Here is a 17155-nt window from a genome sequence, read left to right as displayed (position 1 = left end):
TTCATGATCGATCCCCGCTCCTCGCGGCCAGTGCCGCGCGGACGACCTGGGGGATGTAGTCGGGGCGGAGGGTGTCGGGCCAGGTGAATCTGAGGACGGTCCAGCCGGCGTTGGTCAGGCGGTTCTGCCGCTGCCGGTCGTCGAAGAGCGCACCGGGCGTGGAGTGCGGATCTCTCCCGTCCGCCTCGGCGATCACCCGGGCCGCCCGCCAGCCCATGTCACCGATGCCGAGCAGGTAACCATCGGCGTCGCGCACCTCGATCTGGAGCGCGTCGGGCGGAACGCCGTCGTCGACGCACCGCAACCGGGTACGCGTCTCCAGCGGAGACTGGGCGCCGCCGTTCGCCTCGGCCAGATGGCGACGCGCGTTCACCACACCCCTCCGGCCCGCGATCAGTGCGGGGATGGCGCCGAACTCACCCTCGTCGATCACTCCCTGGTTGAGCGCCGAGTCGAGCAGGGCTACCGCGTAGTAGCGGCGCACCCGAAGGACGAGTCCCGCGAGCGTGTGCGTGGGAGTTGTCACCGGAATGCCGTCGACAGTCGTCAGCGCCTGCTCGGGATGCTCGAACTGGTGCAACGTCACGGCAGGATCCCTGACGCGGGCCGGCCGGGCGGCCCGACCCGGCAGCGCGACGTGAATCGCACCCGTTCTCGGCAGCCCCGCGATCCCGTGCAGCTCGGCGGCCGTCCCGAGAACGGCGTGCGCTGCCGGGCCCAGCGACAGGACCGCCGCCCTGATCTGACGACGCCGCTCCGAGCCGTCGGGTCCGGAGCGCTCGACGGCGTAGGTCGCACGAGCCAGCCGCCGCCACCGGCGCGAGGTCAGGAGATTGTCGATCTCGTGCCTGCTGTAGCCGGCCCGGAGCGCCTGCACACGGGTGACAACGCCGCCCTGGTCACGCGCGATCTGCCGGATCACCCAAGCCCGTTCCACCCACCGAGCGTCCCCGCGCACCCCACCCACGCGAAGCCCCTGTGGACAACCCACCCCACCCTGTGGATAACCCACCCCCTCGCCCTCGCCCTCGCCCCGTTGATCATGAAGTTAGCGGCGATGTGGATCTACAAAACAGCCGCTAACTTCATGATCAACGGAGTGGTGCAAAGGGCGGGGTTAGGGGAGGAGGGGGTGGCGGAGGACGTTTTCCTCTCGGCCCGGGCCCACACCCACCACGCTCACCCGGGTACCGGTCAGCTCCTCGATGCGGGCGATGTAGCGCCTCGCGTTCTCCGGGAGCTCGTCCTCGGTGCGCGCCTTGGTGATGTCCTCCCACCAGCCGTCGTGCTCTTCGTAGATCGGCGTGGCGTGGTGGAAGTCGGTCTGCGTCATCGGCATGTCGTCGAAGCGCTCGCCGTTGATCTCGTACCCGACGCAGATCGGCACCTTCGCCAGGCCGGTCAGCACGTCCAGCTTCGTGACCACCAGGTCGGTGACGCCGTTGAGGCGGCACGCGTACCGGGCCACCACCGCGTCGAACCAGCCGCAGCGGCGCTCCCGGCCGGTGGTGGTGCCGTACTCGTGGCCGACCTTGCGCAGGTGCTGCCCGTTGTCGTCGAACAGCTCGGTCGGGAACGGGCCGGAGCCCACCCGCGTCGTGTACGCCTTGCTCACCGCGATGACCTTGGTGATCGCGGTCGGCGGGATGCCCGCGCCCACGCACGCCCCGCCGGCCGTCGGGTTCGACGAGGTGACGAACGGGTAGGTGCCGTGGTCCATGTCGAGCATGGTGGCCTGGGCGCCCTCCAGCAGCACGGTCTCGCCGCGGTCGAGCGCGTCCCAGAGCATCACCCGGGTCTCGGCGATGTACGGGCGCAGCCGCTCGGCGTACTGGAGGTACTCCTCGACCGTCTCCTCGACGTCGATCGCCTTGCGGTTGTAGACCTTGAACAGCAGCTGGTTCTTCTCGCGGAGCGCCAGCTCCAGCTTCTTGCGCAGGATGCCCGGGTCGAGCAGGTCCTGCAGGCGGATGCCCATCCGGGCGACCTTGTCGCCGTACGCGGGGCCGATGCCCCGGCCGGTGGTGCCGATGCGGGCGCTGCCGAGGTAGCGCTCGACCACCCGGTCCAGCGCCCGGTGATGCGGCATGATCAGGTGCGCGTCGCCGGAGATGCGCAGGCGGGACACGTCCACGCCGCGCTCGGCGAGCCCGTCGATCTCCTGCAGCAGCACCTTCGGGTCGACCACCACGCCGTTGCCGATCACGATCATCGCGCTCGGTGACAGCGCACCGGACGGCATCAGGTGCAGCGCGTACTTCTGGCCGTCCGGCGTGATCACCGTGTGGCCTGCGTTGTTGCCGCCGGAGTAGCGCACGACGTAGTCGACCCGCTCACCCAGCAGGTCGGTAACCTTGCCCTTGCCCTCGTCGCCCCACTGGGCGCCGAGCAGCACGATCGCTGGCATCTCTTCCGCCTCCAGAAGGCTCGGGTGCCAGGTGGCGACCGGTCTGCGAGCCCGGGGTGTCAGGCTAACAAGTAGTGACGGCGGGACCAGCAGGGGTTGGTCGAGAAGCAGGAGGCTCCTTCGTGTACGACGTGGTGCTGCTCACCCTCGGCTCGGAGCGGGACGCTCCCGGTGGTGGCTGCGGCAGCGGCGGCGCCTGCTGCGGCGGCGCGGACGACACCGCCGCCGAGAGCGGCGAGGAGCGCTGCGAGACGCCGCGCGTACCGGTGCTGGCCTGCGCGGACGAGCTGACCGCCCGAGGTGCCCGGGTGACCACGGTGACCGCCCGGTCGGACGCCGAGATCGACGAGGTGCTGGCCCGGCTCGACGGCCCACCGCGCCCCGACGGCCTCACCTGGCCGGACCCCGACGGCAAGACCCGGCTGATCGTCGCCACGGCCAGTGACGGTCAGTTGCGCGCCGTCCTGCGCCGGCTGGTGCGCCGGTACGCTCCGCCGCCGAGCCGCCGCCCCGCGGACCTGGCCGACAACCGGACGGTGCCCGACCTGCCCCCGGTCGGCGTACTCCCGCTCGATCCGGCCCGGTCCGGGACGGCGCGTGACCTGGCCGCGCAGCTCGGGCTGCCCCGGGATCCGGCCGGGGTGGCCGCGGCGGTGCTGGACGGCACGGCCCGGCGGCTGGACCTGCTGCGCAACGACGGCGGCTCGGTGACGCTCGACGGCGCGCTGCTCGGCGCCGCCGACGACGCCGGCCGGCCGCTGCACTGGCGGGCCCGGGTCGAGGTCGACGGCACGGTGCTCAGCGACGGCGCCGAGCCGATCACCGCGTGCGCGATCGGCAACGCGGGCGGGTACGCGCGCCTCGGCGAGGTGGACCTGCTGGGCGGGCCGGACCCGGCCGACGGACGGGTGACGGTCGGCGTCGCCGTACCAGTGGTGACCCGGTCGGCGTTGGGCCGGAAGAAGGTCCGCCTGGAGGTACGGCGGGCGCGGGGACGTGCGGTGGCGGTGGTGCCCCGCGACGAGAAGGTGCCCTTCCTCGACGACGGCGTCGAGGGCGAGCTGAGCCGCAAGCGCTCCTGGTGGACCGAGCCGGGCGCCTGGGCGGTCTGGACGGGCTGACCTCGGTCGATCCCCGTCCGGCTCGCGCCGCTGGCCGTACCGCCTATCCTCGGCGGAAGGAATGGGGAGGAACCGTGGTGCACGACAACGACGACCGGGCCCACGTGCCGGGTCGAGGGCAGGTGCCGGAGCGGGACGTCGAGCCGCTCTGGCCGCCGGAGGAGACCGACGGCGTGGTCACCGCCCCGCCCTGGGCGGCCGTGCCCTGGCCGCTTCCGCCGGCCGACGCCCCCACGCCGTCGACGTCGGACGTCCCGGGGCCACCGGCGCCCGCGGTCGATCTGGACCTGCCGTTCACGCTCGACCAGCCGCCTGCCGGCGCGACGCCGGCCCAGCCGGGCTCACCGGTCACGGCCGCCACGCCTCCCGCGTCGCAGGCAGCGCCCGGCCCGGATCCGGCCGCCGCATATCCCTCGTTGCAGGGCGCGCCCGCTCCCGACCCGGCCGCCACGCGGACACTGCCGGACCCGGCTGACACGCAGACGGCAGCCGACCCGGAGGACACGCGGACAACGGCGCGCTCGGCCGACGCGCGGGCATCGGCCGACGCGGACGGCGAGGCCGCCGGGAACGGCCGGGCCGTGTCTCCGTGGGCCCAGCCGCCGCAGCGGGCCACTGCCGACTCCGCACCGGACCTCGTTCCCGCTGACGGCGACACGCCGGGGTCCGGCACCGACCCGGCGCGGGCCGTCCACGCCGACGGCGCCGTCTCCGGCCGGGCCTCGGTCGCCGGCACTGCGCTCCCGCCGCCCGACACCGCCCCGGTGACCGGCCGGGCGCAGGTCACCGGAGCGTCGTCGCCGGGCACGGGTGAGCCGGCGCCGGAGCCGCCGCGTCTCGGGCCGTTCCCACCGTCGCCGGGCGTGCCGGCGCCGCCGTCGCCCTACGGCAACGGCTACCCGCAGGCCGGCTATCCCCAGGCCGGCTACCCACAGGCCGGCTACCAGCCGCAACCCGGCCAGCCCGGCTGGTACCCGCCGCCCGGCTGGACGCCACAGCCCGGCCCGGCCCAGACCGGCTCGACCCAGACCAGTCCGGCGCAGGCCAGTCCGGCGCAGGCCGGTCCGACGCAGGCAGTCGCGGCGCCCAACGGACCGGCGCACAACGGCCCAGCGCAGACCGGGCCGGCGCAGACCGGCGCCCCGGTGCCACCGCACGTGCCCGCCCCGCCGGTGTCCGGCCCGGCCGCGCCCCAGCCACCGCAGCAGCCGGCGTACCCGGAGCAGGGCTGGACGCCGCAGCAGGCGGCACCCCCGACCGCCGAGGACTTCGCCCGCCGCCGCCAGGCCCGGCCGGTCGACCCGGTGGCCACCATGGGCGTACGCGCGGTGGTCAACAAGATCGGGCTGGTCCGGCTCGCGCCCGGGCGGCACGAGCAGGAGGTGAAGCGCGACATCGAGATGGTCCGCCGCAACTTCGGCGGGCTGCGCCAGGTGACTGTGGTCAACCCGAAGGGCGGCGCCGGCAAGACGGTGGCGATCCTGCTGCTCGCCATGACGTTCGGCCAGAAGCGCGGCGGATACGTGCTGGCCTGGGACAACAACGAGACCCAGGGCACCCTCGGCATGCGGGCGCAGCAGGACTTCCACGCCCGTACGGTGCGCGACATGCTGCGTGACCTGGCGCAGTTCCAGGGGCCGCACGGCCGGGTCGGCGATCTGTCGCAGTACGTCCGCTCGCAGGGCGAGGGCATGTTCGACGTGCTCGCCTCGGACGAGTCGGCGACCGGCGGCGAGATGCTCACCGCCGCCGCGTTCGCGGAGATCCGCGAGGTGGTCAGCCGCTTCTACAAGCTGATCTTCGTGGACACCGGGAACAACGTCCGGGCGCAGAACTGGCAGGCCGCCATGGACGCCACCGACCAGCTCGTGGTGACCATGTCGGCCCGGAACGACTCGGCCGAGACCGCCGCCCGGATGCTCGACCACCTGGAGCAGAGCGGCCGGCAGCGGCTGGTCCGGCAGGCGGTGACAGTGGTGTCGATGCCGCCGTCGCGCAAGGAGATCGACCTGCCCGCGATCCAGGCCCACTTCGCGGCGCGGACCCGGGCGGTGCTGCTGGCGCCGTACGAGCGGCTCATCGACACCGGCGAGCCGCTGCGGTACGGCCAGCTCTCCTCCGCCACCCGGGACGCCTGGCTGAAGATCGCCGCGTCGGTGGCGGAAGGGCTGTAGGACGGGCGCGACGGCCGGTACCCGGGTGGGGACCGGCCGTCGCGGCAGTGGTCAGTCGCCGGAGAGCGCGTCTCCGGCGGCCGGGTCGCAGTCACGGAGGAACTGGGCGCACCGGGCCGCCTCGTCCGCCTCGCCGATCTCGCCCGCCGCGCGGGACAGCACGTAGAGGCAGCGCAGGAAGCCCTGGTTGGGCGCGTGCGACCAGGGCACCGGGCCGTGGCCCTTCCAGCCGCTGCGGCGCAGCTGGTCGAGGCCCCGGTGGTAGCCGGTGCGGGCGTACGCGTACGCCGTGACGACCTGGCCCGCGGCGAGCGCGCGGCCGGCCAGCGCGGCCCAGGCCGCACTGTAGGTCGGGAAGCGGGCCGCGACCTCGGCGTACGCCTCGTCGGTGCCCTGCTCGGCCGCCGCCGCCAGCGCGGCGTCGGCCTCCTCGTGGGCCGGGAGCAGGGTGGCCGGTGGCTCAGGCAACAGGTTCTGCATCGCCCCATTCAACCCGCTTCGCCATCGGGTACGCGAGGGGCCTCGCCCGTACGGTTGGCTGAACGGCTGAGGGTTTCGTCACGCCTGCGGCGGGAGCACACGTACCCGCGGCCCATGCCGCCGACGTGGTTCTTGCACTACAAATACAGATCCGGAGCCTCCCCAGGACCCGGTTACGCAGGAGCCCGGCGGCGTGCCCGCCGGGCTCCTGTCGTTCCCGCCCCCGGTTTCGGCACTTGCCGTGCGGAGGCAGGATGACGGGGTGCCGACCCCACCACCCGCGGACGTCATCGAGCCGCACGCGCCCCACGTCAACGAGATCGAGACCCGCACCGCGTTCGAGCAGCGGCTGGCCGGGGGGACCCTGGCCGGGCTGACCGTGCAGGGCCTCCGCCTCGACCTCGACCCGGTCCCCGACCTGCGCCACGTCGACGTCACCGGCACGCTCTTCGTGGGCTGCCGGTTCGCCGGCCGCGAGGTGGGCGCGGACCTGGTCCGGCGGGGCGCCAACGTGGTCCCGCCGTTCTCCGGGCTGCCCTACCCGACCCAGCCGTCGCACCTCTACACCGCCGACGAGCTGGCCGCCGGGTTCGCCGAGAGCGGGTTCGCCGGGATGTACGACACCCGGGTGTACGCGCACTTCCGGGCGCACGGCGGCGCGCTGCCGGACGTACGCGAGGCGCTCGGACAGCGACTGCACGACCACGGTGTGGACAACGCGCTGGCCGACGCCACCCGGTCGTGGCTGGCCGCGCACGGCCCGCAGTCGGTGGTGGGCGTGATGGGCGGGCACGCGGTGCCGCGCGGCAGCGTCGCGTACCGGATGGCGGCGGTGCTGGGCTGGGAGCTGGCGCGGGCCGACCGCCTGGTGGTGACCGGCGGCGGTCCGGGCGTGATGGAGGCGGCGAACCTCGGCGCGTTCCTCGCTGCGTGGCCGGCCGAGGAGCTGTCCGCCGCGATCGACACGCTCGCCGTCGCGCCGGACTTCACCGACCACGAGCGATACACGGCGGCGGCGCTGGCGGTGCGCAAGCGGTACGCGGACGGCCCGTCGCTGCCGTCGCCCCGTCCGTCGGCGCCCGGCACCGAGTGGGCCCGGTCCGGCGGGCTGGCCATCCCCACCTGGCTGTACGGCCACGAGCCGGCGAACCTGTTCGCGGGCCGGATCGCGAAGTACTTCTCCAACGCCATCCGGGAGGACACGATCCTGCGGCTGGCCCGGGGCGGGATCGTGTTCGCACCAGGCAAGGCCGGCACCGTGCAGGAGGTGTTCCAGGCGGCCACCAAGACGTTCTACGGCACCGACGGGGCGAGCGGGGCGTACGTGTTCCTGGACCGCGCGTACTGGACCACCGAGCTGCCGGTGGAGTCGCTGCTGCGGCCGCTGTTCGCCGCGTCCCCGTTCGGCGACCTGTCGCACACGATCCACCTGACCGACGACGTACGCGACGCCGTCCGCCTGCTGGTGCAGTGAAAGGAAGGGCCCCTTTTTAACGCCTCCGGTAGAGGAAGGGCCCCTTGTTAACGCACGGCGTTAACAAGGGGCCCTTCCTTACACGCGGAGGGTCACTTCATGGTGGTGCCGGTGGAGCGCAGGTGCTCGCAGGCCTCGACTACGCGGGCGGCCATGCCGGCCTCGGCGGCCTTGCCCCAGACGCGCGGGTCGTACATCTTCTTGTTGCCGACCTCGCCGTCGACCTTCAGCACGCCGTCGTAGTTGCGGAACATGTGGTCCGCGACCGGGCGGGTGAAGGTGTACTGGGTGTCGGTGTCGATGTTCATCTTCACCACGCCGTAGTCCAGCGCCTCCCGGATCTCCGAGAGCAGCGAGCCGGAGCCGCCGTGGAAGACCAGGCTGAGCGGCTTGTCCTTGCCGTACTTGGCGCCGACCGCGTCCTGGATCTGCTTGAGCACCTCGGGGCGCAGCTTGACGTTGCCCGGCTTGTAGACGCCGTGCACGTTGCCGAAGGTCAGCGCCGCCATGTAGCGGCCCTTCTCGCCCAGGCCGAGCGCGTCGACCATGGCCAGGCCGTCCTCGACGGTGGTGTAGAGCTTGTCGTTGATGGCGTTCTCGACGCCGTCCTCCTCGCCGCCGACGACGCCGACCTCGATCTCCAGGACGATCTTGCCCTTGGCGGCCTCGGTGAGGAGCTGCTCGGCGATCTCCAGGTTCTCCGCCACCGGCACGGCCGAGCCGTCCCACATGTGCGACTGGAACAGCGGCTCCTGGCCGGCCTTGACGCGCTCCTGCGAGATGGCCATCAGCGGCCGGACGAACTTGTCCAGCTTGTCCTTCGGGCAGTGGTCGGTGTGCAGCGCGATGTTCACCGGGTACTTCTTGGCGACCTCGTGGGCGTACGCGGCGAACGCCACCGCGCCGGTCACCATGTCCTTCACGGACGGGCCGGACAGGTACTCCGCGCCGCCGGTGGAGACCTGGATGATGCCGTCGCTCTCCGCGTCGGCGAAGCCCTTGAGCGCCGCGTTCAGCGTCTGCGAGGAGGTCACGTTGATCGCGGGGTACGCGTACCGGCCGGCCTTGGCCCGGTCCAGCATCTCCGCGTAAGCCTCAGGGGAAGCGATGGGCATGTCGAACGCTCCTTACTTACCGCTCTCGGCCGTGCAGGCCGCTGTCTTCCATGGGCGCGACCGTTCCGGTCGCTCACGTCCACGGGTGCGCCGGACCGCGCTGTCCACCGCGGGCAGTATCCCGTAGGAGCGCGCACGGGGCACAACCGGCCCGGGCGCTGCTCACCGATTCTCCAGCCGGTCCGGCACGACGACGCTGATCAGCCAGCTCACCACCGCCACCACGATGGCGCCCCAGAAGGCGGCCCAGAACCCGTCCACGTGGAACGGGAGCTTCAGCAGACCGGCGATCCAGTCGGTCAGCATGAACAGCAGCGCGTTCACCACCAGCGCGAACAGGCCGAGCGTGAGCAGGTAGAACACACAGCCGAACACCTTGATGAGCGGCTTGAGCACCGCGTTCACGACACCGAAGACCAGCGCCACCACGATCAGGGTGAGCACGTTGTTGCCGGTGTTACGGCCGCTCACCTCCACCCCGGGCACGATCAGCGTCGCGATCCACAACGCGACCGCCGTGATCGCCAGTCGGATCAGAAAGCCCATGGCAACCATCCTGGCACCGGCCGCGCGCCGGGAGCGGGACAATCGCCGACTCCGCGTTCCGCCCGCCGGCGGGCGGCGGCCCGGACCAGCCCGTACGGTGGTGGGGACGATGCCCGCACGGAGACAGGGAGGGACGATGGGTCAGCCCGACGAGGACTTCGCGCCCAGTGACCACCTCGCCCCGGAGGAGCGGGATCTGGAGGCCGAGCCGGCCGACGCGGTCGAGCAGGCCACCACGGTGACCGACGACAGCGACGGCGAGCCGCACCGCGGCCTGGAGGTCGACGACTGGGACGCCATGGAGCAGGCCCGCGTCGTCACCGCCGACGAGGACGACTACCGCTGATCCGGCGCCCGGGTCACCGCAGGCCGGTGACCCGGGCCGGATGGGCGGCGGCCCATTCCCCCAGCCGGTCGGCCCGCAGCGCGTCCAGGAACCCCGGGGTGAGTTCGGGGTCCGCCTCGTACCCGCGACCGTTCCACTCGGCGAGCACCGGGAAGGCGACCGCGACCGGCTCGGCGGCGCCGGCCCGGGCGGTCGCGCCCACCAGCGCCGGCAACGACAGGTCACCGGCGTCGACAGTGACGGCCGGGCCGATCCGGATGAGCAGCCGGTTGAGTTGCGCCGGATCGGTCGCCGTTCCCCGCTCACGCATCTGGCGGAGCAGGCCGGCGGCGTAGCGCGCCGCGTTGCGGTCGCGGTCCAGTCCGCCGTCGCGCAGGCCGTACCGCTGCCGCAGCAGGTCCACCGCCGCCGCGCCGTCGAGCCGCTGGCATCCGGCGGGAAAGCGCCGCTCGGTGTGCACCGAGCGAACCGGCTCCGGCAGGCAGACCGGCACGCCGCCGACCGCGTCGGTCAGGTCACGGGCCCCCGGGTACGTGAGCACCGCGCCGGCGTCGACGCGTACCCCGGTCAGCCGGGCGACCGCCTGGCGGGTCGCCCGGTAGCCGGCCGCCAGGTCGGTGCCCGAACCGGTGGCGCGGGAGAAGGTCGCGTTGAGTTTCTCCGTTCCGCCCGGCGCCGGCACCAGCAGGTCACGCGGGAGCGACACCAGGTAGAGCCGGCTCCGGTCGGCCGGCACGTGCACCAGGAGCACCGAGTCGGCACGGCGGCTGCCGGCCGACTGGTCGACGCCGAGCAGCAGCAGGTTCAGCGCGCCGCCGGGCTCCGGCTCCGGCGTGGCGAGCAGGGGCGCCGCCGTGGGCGCCGGTGGCCGGGGCGCCATGGCGGTGAAGCCGACCAACGCGACGGCGGCGACCGCCAGCGCCGTGCCGGCCAGGCGTACGCGCCGACGGCGCCGACGGCGGGTGATCACCGCCCGGTCGACTGCGGCCCGGACCGGGCCGACGGGCGGGGTCGACTCCTCGAGGCGGGCGAACGCGGCCCGCAGCTCGTCCTCGATCATCAGGAGACCTCCACGAGTTCGGCTCGGAGGGTGGCCAGCGCGCGCGAGATGCTGGACCGGACGGTGCCCACGGCGCAGCCGAGGATCTCGGCTATCTCCCCGTCCGGCAGGTCCTCGTAGTAGCGCAGCACCAGCGCGGCGCGCTGCCGCCGGGGCAGTCGGGACAGCCAGGAGCGGACCTGGTCCCGGTCGACTGCGGACTGGGCGTGGTCGGCGGACGCGGGCACCGAGTCGTCGACGTCGCCGCGCAGCAGCACGCGCCGGGCCCACGAGCCGCGCCGCCAGTCGATGAACTGGTTGGTGAGCATGCGTCGCACGTATCGCTCCGGGGCGTCGCTGCGAGCCACCCGCCGCCAGTGCAGCTGCACCCGGACCATGGTGTCCTGCACCAGGTCCTGGGCCTGGTGCGGGTCTCCGGTCAGCATGACCGCGTACCGCAGCAGGGCGCCCAACCGCGCGTCGGCGAACTCCTCGTACGTCACTGCACCTCCCGGTGTCCGTTTGAAGGACGGTCCCGGGCGGCTGGAACATTGCGGCGGCGACGATCATCCGTTCGGTCAATATTCATCATCTGGGACAACGCGATCCCTTAAGGAATCTTTAAGCTCCGTGGGCTCCACCTGATCACCCCCACGGGAGGACCCTCCACATGCTCAGCAACTCCAGCCGGCGTCTGCTCGCCGGGTTGGGCGTCGCAGGCGCGTTCGTCGCCGCCTCCGCCACACCCGGCTTCGCGGCTGACCCCAAGGTCAAGCTCGGCGTCTACTTCAGCGACACGACGATCGCCGCCGACTCGGACGGCAAGATCGACTACAGCATCATCCGCAGTTCGGCCTCGGTCGTGCTGCACGACCTCACCGTCCGCTACGACCTCACCGGCCTCGCCGGCAAGGTGACCGTCGGCGAGGAGGAGAACACCGGTACGGACTGCACCTCGCCGTCGGCGAACGTGCTCGTGTGCACGACGCCCTGGGAGGTGGAGCTCGACGAGTGGGGTCTGTCCGGCGTCTTCCCGGTGCAGATCAAGCCCACCGGCAAGGCCCAGGACGGCGACACCGGCACGCTCAAGGTGACGCTGTCGGCGAACGGCGTCGACAGCGTGTCGCACGAGGCCAAGGTGCGCGTCGGTGAGGGCGTCGACCTGGCCGCCGGCCCGGAGACCACGGTGTCGGCCGCTCCGGGCAAGGGCTTCACCGCGCCGCTGAAGGTGACGAACGTCGGCGACACCACCGCCAAGGGCGCCGCCGTCGTCTTCTACAACGACTACGGCATGAACGCCGCCAAGCACTACAGCAACTGCACGTACGTCGGTGACGAGCTGCGCACCTGCCGGTTCGACGAGGAGCTCCCCGGCGGCAGCACGTTCGGCGCGACGCTGCCGTACGCGCTCGGCGCGGACACCATGGCGCCCGGCAACCGGTACGGCGAGATCATCTGGATGACGCCGGACGAGTTCGAGGACTTCGAGAACTACCTCGGCAACTACGACGTGACCATCGGCAAGCCGGGCACCGACGGCAAGCTGACGCTGGCCGAGGCCGCCGGCCGCGCCGCCGCGCGGGGTTTCCAGGCCGACCCGCGGCCGGAGAACAACGCCTCGTACCTGCAGGTGAAGGTCACCGGCAACAACAGCACCGACCTGGAGGCGCTCGGCGCGTCGGTCACCGGCAAGGCGGGCGCGACCGTCAAGGCGACGGTGGGGCTGCGCAACAACGGCCCGGCCACGCTCGACTACAGCCGCTCCGGCAGCTCGGTCACGTACCTGACCTTCGACGTGCCGAAGGGCACCACCACGACCGCCGTGCCGGAGAACTGCTTCCCGGTGAAGGGCGACGAGTGGGGTGAGCCGGGCAAGCCGGGCGCGCGTCACTACCGCTGCTACTTCGACTCGTTCCTGAAGGCCGGGGACACCGTGAAGCTGGACTTCGGCCTGAAGATCGACAAGGTGATCCCCAACGACACCGGCCTCGTGAAGATCAACGTGCCGTGCGAGTGCGACGGCGGCTTCTACCGTGACCTGAAGCCGGCCAACGACACCGCCAAGGTCGTCGTCAACGCGGCGCCGGGTGGCGGCGACGGTGGCCAGGGCGGCGGTGACGGCGGCACGCTGCCGATCACCGGTTCCTCCACCGGCCTGATCGCCGGCCTCGGTGCGCTGCTGCTCGCCGCCGGCGCGGTCGGCTACGTGCTGACCCGCCGCCGCAAGACCCGCTTCGTAGCCTGACGAGAAGCACAAAGGTGCCCCGCCGACCCACCGGTCGGCGGGGCACCACCACATAGAAGCAGAACCACCAAGCAGCACAGCTCGACGCGACGGGTACCACGTCAGGTTTCCGGGGGAGCCCGACCCGCGCAGGGATCAAGCCTGACCGCCCGGAGCGGGTCGGGCTCCCCCGGAAACCCCCACGACAAAAACCAGAAAACAACGAGATCATCGACAAGTGCTGCTGACCCTCACCACGACCCACCGCCCCGCGACCGACCTCGGCCACCTCCTGGTGAAGCATCCGGACCGCGTGCAGACCTTCGATCTGCCCGCCGGCGCCGCGCATGTGTTCTACCCGGAGGCGGACGAGGCGCGCTGCACGGCGGCGCTGCTGGTCGAGGTCGATCCACTCAAGCTGGGCGGGGGCCGGAAGAACCGCGCGCCGGAGGGCTTCGCGCTCGGGCAGTACGTCAACGACCGCCCGTACGCCGCCTCCAGCCTGCTCTCGTCGGCGCTGTCGAAGGTGTTCCGCTCCGCGCTGCGGGGCGAGTCGCGTGACCGTCCCGAACTGGCCGCGACCGCGATCCCGCTGACCGTACGGGTGCCGGTGCTGCGCTGCCGGGGCGGCGCGGAGCTGGCGGTACGGATCTTCGCCCCGCTGGGCTGGACCGTGACTGCCACCCCGATCCCGCTCGACGAGACGTACCCGGAGTGGGGTGACAGCCGCTACGTCGACCTGACGCTGACCGGCACGCTGCGGCTCGCGGACGCCCTCAACCACCTGTACGTGCTGCTGCCGGTGCTCGACGACGCGAAGCACTACTGGGTGGCGCCGGACGAGGTGGACAAGCTGCTGCGCGCGGGCGCCGCCTGGCTGGCCGGCCATCCGGAGCGGGCCCTGATCACGCGGCGCTACCTGGCGCACCGCCGGGCGCTCGCAGGCGTGGCGATGGCCCGCCTGACCGAGCTGCGCCTGGCCGACGAGCCGCCCGCCGACGACAGCATCGACCCCGCGCCCGGAGAAGCCCCGGTGGTGGAGGACGTCCGCCGCGCCTCGCTGGCGGTACGGCGACGCGAGGCGGTGCTCGCCGCGCTGCGGGACAGCGGTGCGAGCCGGGTGCTGGATCTGGGCTGCGGTGGCGGCGCGCTGCTGACCGCGCTCGTCGCCGACCGGCGCTTCACCGAGGTGGTGGGCGTCGACGTGTCCGACCGGTCGCTCGGCCTGGCGGCCCGGCGGCTGCGCCTGGACCGGCTGCCGGAGCGGCAGCGGGACCGGATCCGGCTGTGGCAGTCGGCGCTGACCTACCGCGACGACCGGCTCCGGGGGTACGACGCGGCGGTGCTGATGGAGGTCGTGGAGCACCTCGATCCGCCGCGCCTGCCCGCGCTGGAGGACGCGGTGTTCGGTCACGCCCGGCCGGGCACGGTGGTGGTGACCACCCCGAACGTCGAGTACAACGTCCGCTACGAGGGGCTCGGGCCGGGCCGGTTCCGGCACTCAGACCACCGGTTCGAGTGGACCCGGGCCGAGTTCGCGGCCTGGGTGGATCAGGTGGCGGCGGCGCACGGCTACACGGCTGTCGTCGGCGGTGTCGGCGACGACGACCCGGAGGTGGGCGCGCCGACCCAGATGGCGGTGCTCACCCGCGCCGACCGCAACGAGAACACCGGCGACGACCGGAAGGAGGCGACGAACCGATGACCGTCCTGGACATCCCCGAGCTGGCACTGGTGGCGCTCGTCGGCGTCTCCGGCTCCGGCAAGTCCACGTTCGCCCGGCGGCACTTCGCGCCCAGCCAGGTGCTCTCCTCGGACACGTTCCGCGGCCTGGTGGCCGACGACGAGAACGACCAGTCCGCGTCCGCCGACGCGTTCGACGCGCTGCACCACGTCGCCGCCATCCGGCTGCGGCGCGGCCTGCTGACAGTGGTCGACGCGACGAACCTCCAGCCGCACGCCCGCGCCGGGCTGATCCGGGTCGCCCGGGAGCACGACGTGCTGCCGGTGGCGATCGTGCTGGACGTGCCGGAGGCGGTGGCCTGGGAGCGTACCGAGGCGCGCGCCGACCGCACGTTCGGCCGGCAGGTGCTCAACCGGATGCGCCGCGACCTGCGGCAGTCGTACGGGCGGCTGGCCCGCGAGGGCTTCCGCAAGGTGCACGTGCTGCGCGGCGTGGAGGAGATCGACGCCGCGGAGATCCGCTACGAGAAGCTGTTCAACGACCGGCGCGAGCTGACCGGCCCGTTCGACGTGATCGGGGACGTGCACGGCTGCCGTACCGAGCTGGAGGCGCTGCTGTCCCGGCTCGGCTACGTGCTGCGACGCGACGACGCGGGCCGCCCGGTGGACGCGGAGCACCCGTCGGGGCGTACCGCGGTGTTCGTCGGTGACCTGGTGGACCGCGGCCCGGACTCGCCCGGCGTGCTCCGCCTGGTGATGGGCATGGTGGCGGCCGGCCACGCGATCTGCGTGCCGGGCAACCACGAGCAGAAGCTGCAGCGCAAGCTGCGCGGCCGGGACGTCCGGCTGACCCACGGTCTGGCCGAGACGATGGAGCAGCTCGCTGCGGAGCCGCCGGAGTTCGTCGCCGAGGTGGAGACGTTCATCGACGGCCTGGTCAGCCACTTCGTGCTCGACGGCGGCCGGCTGGTGGTGGCGCACGCCGGGCTGAAGGAGGCGTACCACGGGCGGGCGTCCGGCCGGGTGCGGTCGTTCGCGCTCTACGGCGAGACCACCGGCGAGACCGACGAGTACGGCCTGCCGGTGCGCTACCCGTGGGCGCGCGACTACCGGGGCTCGGCGATGGTCGTGTACGGGCACACGCCGACGCCCGAGCCGGAGTGGGTGAACAACACCATCTGCCTGGACACCGGTTGCGTGTTCGGCGGAAAGCTGACCGCGCTGCGCTACCCGGAGAAGGAGCTGGTCGCCGTACCGGCGGTGAAGGAGTGGTACGCCCCGGCCCGGCCGCTGGTCCCGGTCGCGCCCGCGCGGCCGGACACCGTGCTGGACCTGGCCGACGTGACCGGGCGACGCCACGTCACCCACCCGTACGGGTCGCTCACCGTGCCGGCCGAGAACGCCGCCGCCGCGCTGGAGGTGATGAGCCGCTTCGCTGTCGACCCGGGCCGGCTGGTGTGGCTGCCGCCGACCATGGCGCCCTGCTCCACGTCGACTGTCGAGGGGTTCCTGGAGCACCCGGCCGAGGCGTTCGCCGACTACCGGGCGGCCGGTGTCGACCGGGTGGTCTGCGAGGAGAAGCACATGGGCTCGCGGGCGGTGGTGCTCGTGGAGCGGGAGCCGGGCCGGTTCGACGGCGGGGTGGTGCACACCCGTACCGGCAGGCCGTTCTTCGGTCCGCCGCTCGACGGCGAGCTGCTGGCCCGGGTGCGCGCCGCGGTCACCACCGCCGGTCTCTGGGCCGAGCTGGGCACCGACTGGCTGCTGCTCGACGCCGAGCTGCTGCCGTGGTCGGCAAAGGCGAGCGGGCTGATCCGCGAGCAGTACGCCGGGGTGGGCGCGGCCGGGCGGGCGGCGCTGCCGCCGGTGCTCGCCGCGCTGGACTCGGCCGCCGCGCGCGGGCTGCCGGTGGACGGGCTGCGTGACCGGATGGCCGAGCGGGCCGCCGAGGTGACCGCCTACTCGGCGGCCTACCGGGCGTACGTCCGGCCGACCGACGGGCTGCGCGGGGTGACGCTGGCGCCGTTCGCGGTGCTGGCCGGGGCCGGGGTGAGCTACGCCGACCGCGACCACGGCTGGCACCTGGCGCTGGCCGACCGGCTCTGCGCCGCCGACCCGGAGTTCTTCACGCCCACCCGGCGGCGGGTGGTGGAGCTGGCCGACGAGACGGCGGTGGCGGACGCGACGCAGTGGTGGCTGGCGCTCACCGCGGCCGGCGGCGAGGGCATGGTGGTCAAGCCGTACGCGGGCCTGGCCGCCCGTGGTCCGAAGGGCCCGCTGCTCCAGCCGGGGATCAAGTGCCGGGGCCGCGAGTACCTGCGGATCATCTACGGTCCCGGCTACACCGAGCCGGGTCAGCTCGCCGCGTTGCGCCGGCGCTCGCTGGGCCGCAAGCGCGGGCTCGCGCTGCGCGAGCACGGCCTCGGCCTGGCCGCGCTGGACGCCCTGGCCGAGGACGCGCCGCTCTGGCGCCGCCACGAGCTGGTGTTCGCGATCCTCGCCTGCGAGTCCGAGCCCGTCGATCCCCGCCTCTGACGAGGACGCCC

14 protein-coding genes are annotated in these 17155 nt (G+C 73.1%); 7 read left to right on the top strand and 7 right to left on the bottom strand.

Features of this window, described 5'->3' with window-relative positions; translation table 11 throughout:
- Position 1: 1 nt before the first annotated feature.
- Entirely contained in the window at positions 2–586 is a 585-nt protein-coding gene (locus PVK74_RS21985; protein ID WP_274477111.1) for an endonuclease domain-containing protein, read from the bottom strand.
- 531 nt (positions 587–1117) lie between these two features.
- A complete protein-coding gene (locus PVK74_RS21980) occupies positions 1118–2407 on the bottom strand; it encodes an adenylosuccinate synthase (protein WP_043327554.1) in 1290 nt (429 codons plus the stop codon).
- 122 nt (positions 2408–2529) lie between these two features.
- Here PVK74_RS21980 and PVK74_RS21975 point away from each other — a divergent pair, with 122 nt between their 5' ends.
- A complete protein-coding gene (locus PVK74_RS21975) occupies positions 2530–3528 on the top strand; it encodes a diacylglycerol kinase family protein (protein WP_043327555.1) in 999 nt (332 codons plus the stop codon).
- Between the two features lie 74 nt (positions 3529–3602).
- A complete protein-coding gene (locus tag PVK74_RS21970; RefSeq protein WP_274477109.1) occupies positions 3603–5702 on the top strand; it encodes a MinD/ParA family ATP-binding protein in 2100 nt (699 codons plus the stop codon).
- 51 nt (positions 5703–5753) lie between these two features.
- On the opposite strand, the gene PVK74_RS21965 is transcribed toward PVK74_RS21970, so the two are convergent.
- Positions 5754–6182, bottom strand: a complete 429-nt coding sequence (locus PVK74_RS21965; RefSeq protein ID WP_043327556.1) for a DUF3151 domain-containing protein — start codon at positions 6180–6182, stop codon at positions 5754–5756.
- 262 nt (positions 6183–6444) lie between these two features.
- Between PVK74_RS21965 and PVK74_RS21960 the strand changes: the two genes are divergently transcribed.
- Positions 6445–7656, top strand: coding sequence for an LOG family protein (locus PVK74_RS21960; protein WP_210869622.1), 1212 nt, complete (start codon positions 6445–6447; stop codon positions 7654–7656).
- Positions 7657–7748: 92 nt separating this feature from the next.
- On the opposite strand, the gene fbaA is transcribed toward PVK74_RS21960, so the two are convergent.
- Both fbaA and PVK74_RS21950 read right to left on the bottom strand, forming a co-directional pair.
- Positions 7749–8771 (bottom strand): class II fructose-bisphosphate aldolase, encoded by a 1023-nt coding sequence (fbaA, locus tag PVK74_RS21955; protein WP_043327558.1) that lies wholly within the window; start codon positions 8769–8771, stop codon positions 7749–7751.
- A gap of 162 nt (positions 8772–8933) precedes the next feature.
- On the bottom strand, positions 8934–9317 hold the full coding sequence (locus PVK74_RS21950; RefSeq protein WP_043327559.1) for a phage holin family protein: 384 nt from the start codon (positions 9315–9317) through the stop codon (positions 8934–8936).
- Between the two features lie 136 nt (positions 9318–9453).
- Here PVK74_RS21950 and PVK74_RS21945 point away from each other — a divergent pair, with 136 nt between their 5' ends.
- Positions 9454–9663: a hypothetical protein gene (locus PVK74_RS21945; protein WP_030500565.1), complete on the top strand. Its 210-nt coding sequence runs from the start codon at positions 9454–9456 to the stop codon at positions 9661–9663.
- A 13-nt stretch (positions 9664–9676) separates the two neighbouring features.
- On the opposite strand, the gene PVK74_RS21940 is transcribed toward PVK74_RS21945, so the two are convergent.
- Complete coding sequence (locus PVK74_RS21940) at positions 9677–10723, bottom strand: LCP family protein (protein WP_064447949.1); 1047 nt, start codon at positions 10721–10723, stop codon at positions 9677–9679.
- Positions 10723–11205, bottom strand: coding sequence for a SigE family RNA polymerase sigma factor (locus tag PVK74_RS21935; protein WP_043327561.1), 483 nt, complete (start codon positions 11203–11205; stop codon positions 10723–10725). The genes PVK74_RS21940 and PVK74_RS21935 overlap by 1 nt, the downstream gene beginning before the upstream one ends.
- 167 nt (positions 11206–11372) lie before the next feature.
- Between PVK74_RS21935 and PVK74_RS21930 the strand changes: the two genes are divergently transcribed.
- The 3 genes from PVK74_RS21930 to PVK74_RS21920 all read left to right on the top strand — a co-directional run bounded on the left by PVK74_RS21930 (position 11373) and on the right by PVK74_RS21920 (position 17144).
- Positions 11373–12947: an LPXTG cell wall anchor domain-containing protein gene (locus PVK74_RS21930; RefSeq protein ID WP_274477108.1), complete on the top strand. Its 1575-nt coding sequence runs from the start codon at positions 11373–11375 to the stop codon at positions 12945–12947.
- Between the two features lie 217 nt (positions 12948–13164).
- Positions 13165–14631 (top strand): 3' terminal RNA ribose 2'-O-methyltransferase Hen1, encoded by a 1467-nt coding sequence (locus PVK74_RS21925; RefSeq protein ID WP_274477107.1) that lies wholly within the window; start codon positions 13165–13167, stop codon positions 14629–14631.
- Entirely contained in the window at positions 14628–17144 is a 2517-nt protein-coding gene (locus PVK74_RS21920; protein WP_274477106.1) for a polynucleotide kinase-phosphatase, read from the top strand. The genes PVK74_RS21925 and PVK74_RS21920 overlap by 4 nt, the downstream gene beginning before the upstream one ends.
- The last annotated feature ends 11 nt before the right edge of the window (positions 17145–17155 follow it).

The organism is Micromonospora chalcea (assembly GCF_028768405.1).
Taxonomy (GTDB): domain Bacteria; phylum Actinomycetota; class Actinomycetes; order Mycobacteriales; family Micromonosporaceae; genus Micromonospora; species Micromonospora chalcea.
Note: the sequence above shows the minus strand (reverse complement) of the source record. Positions and strands in the feature narration are given on the sequence as shown.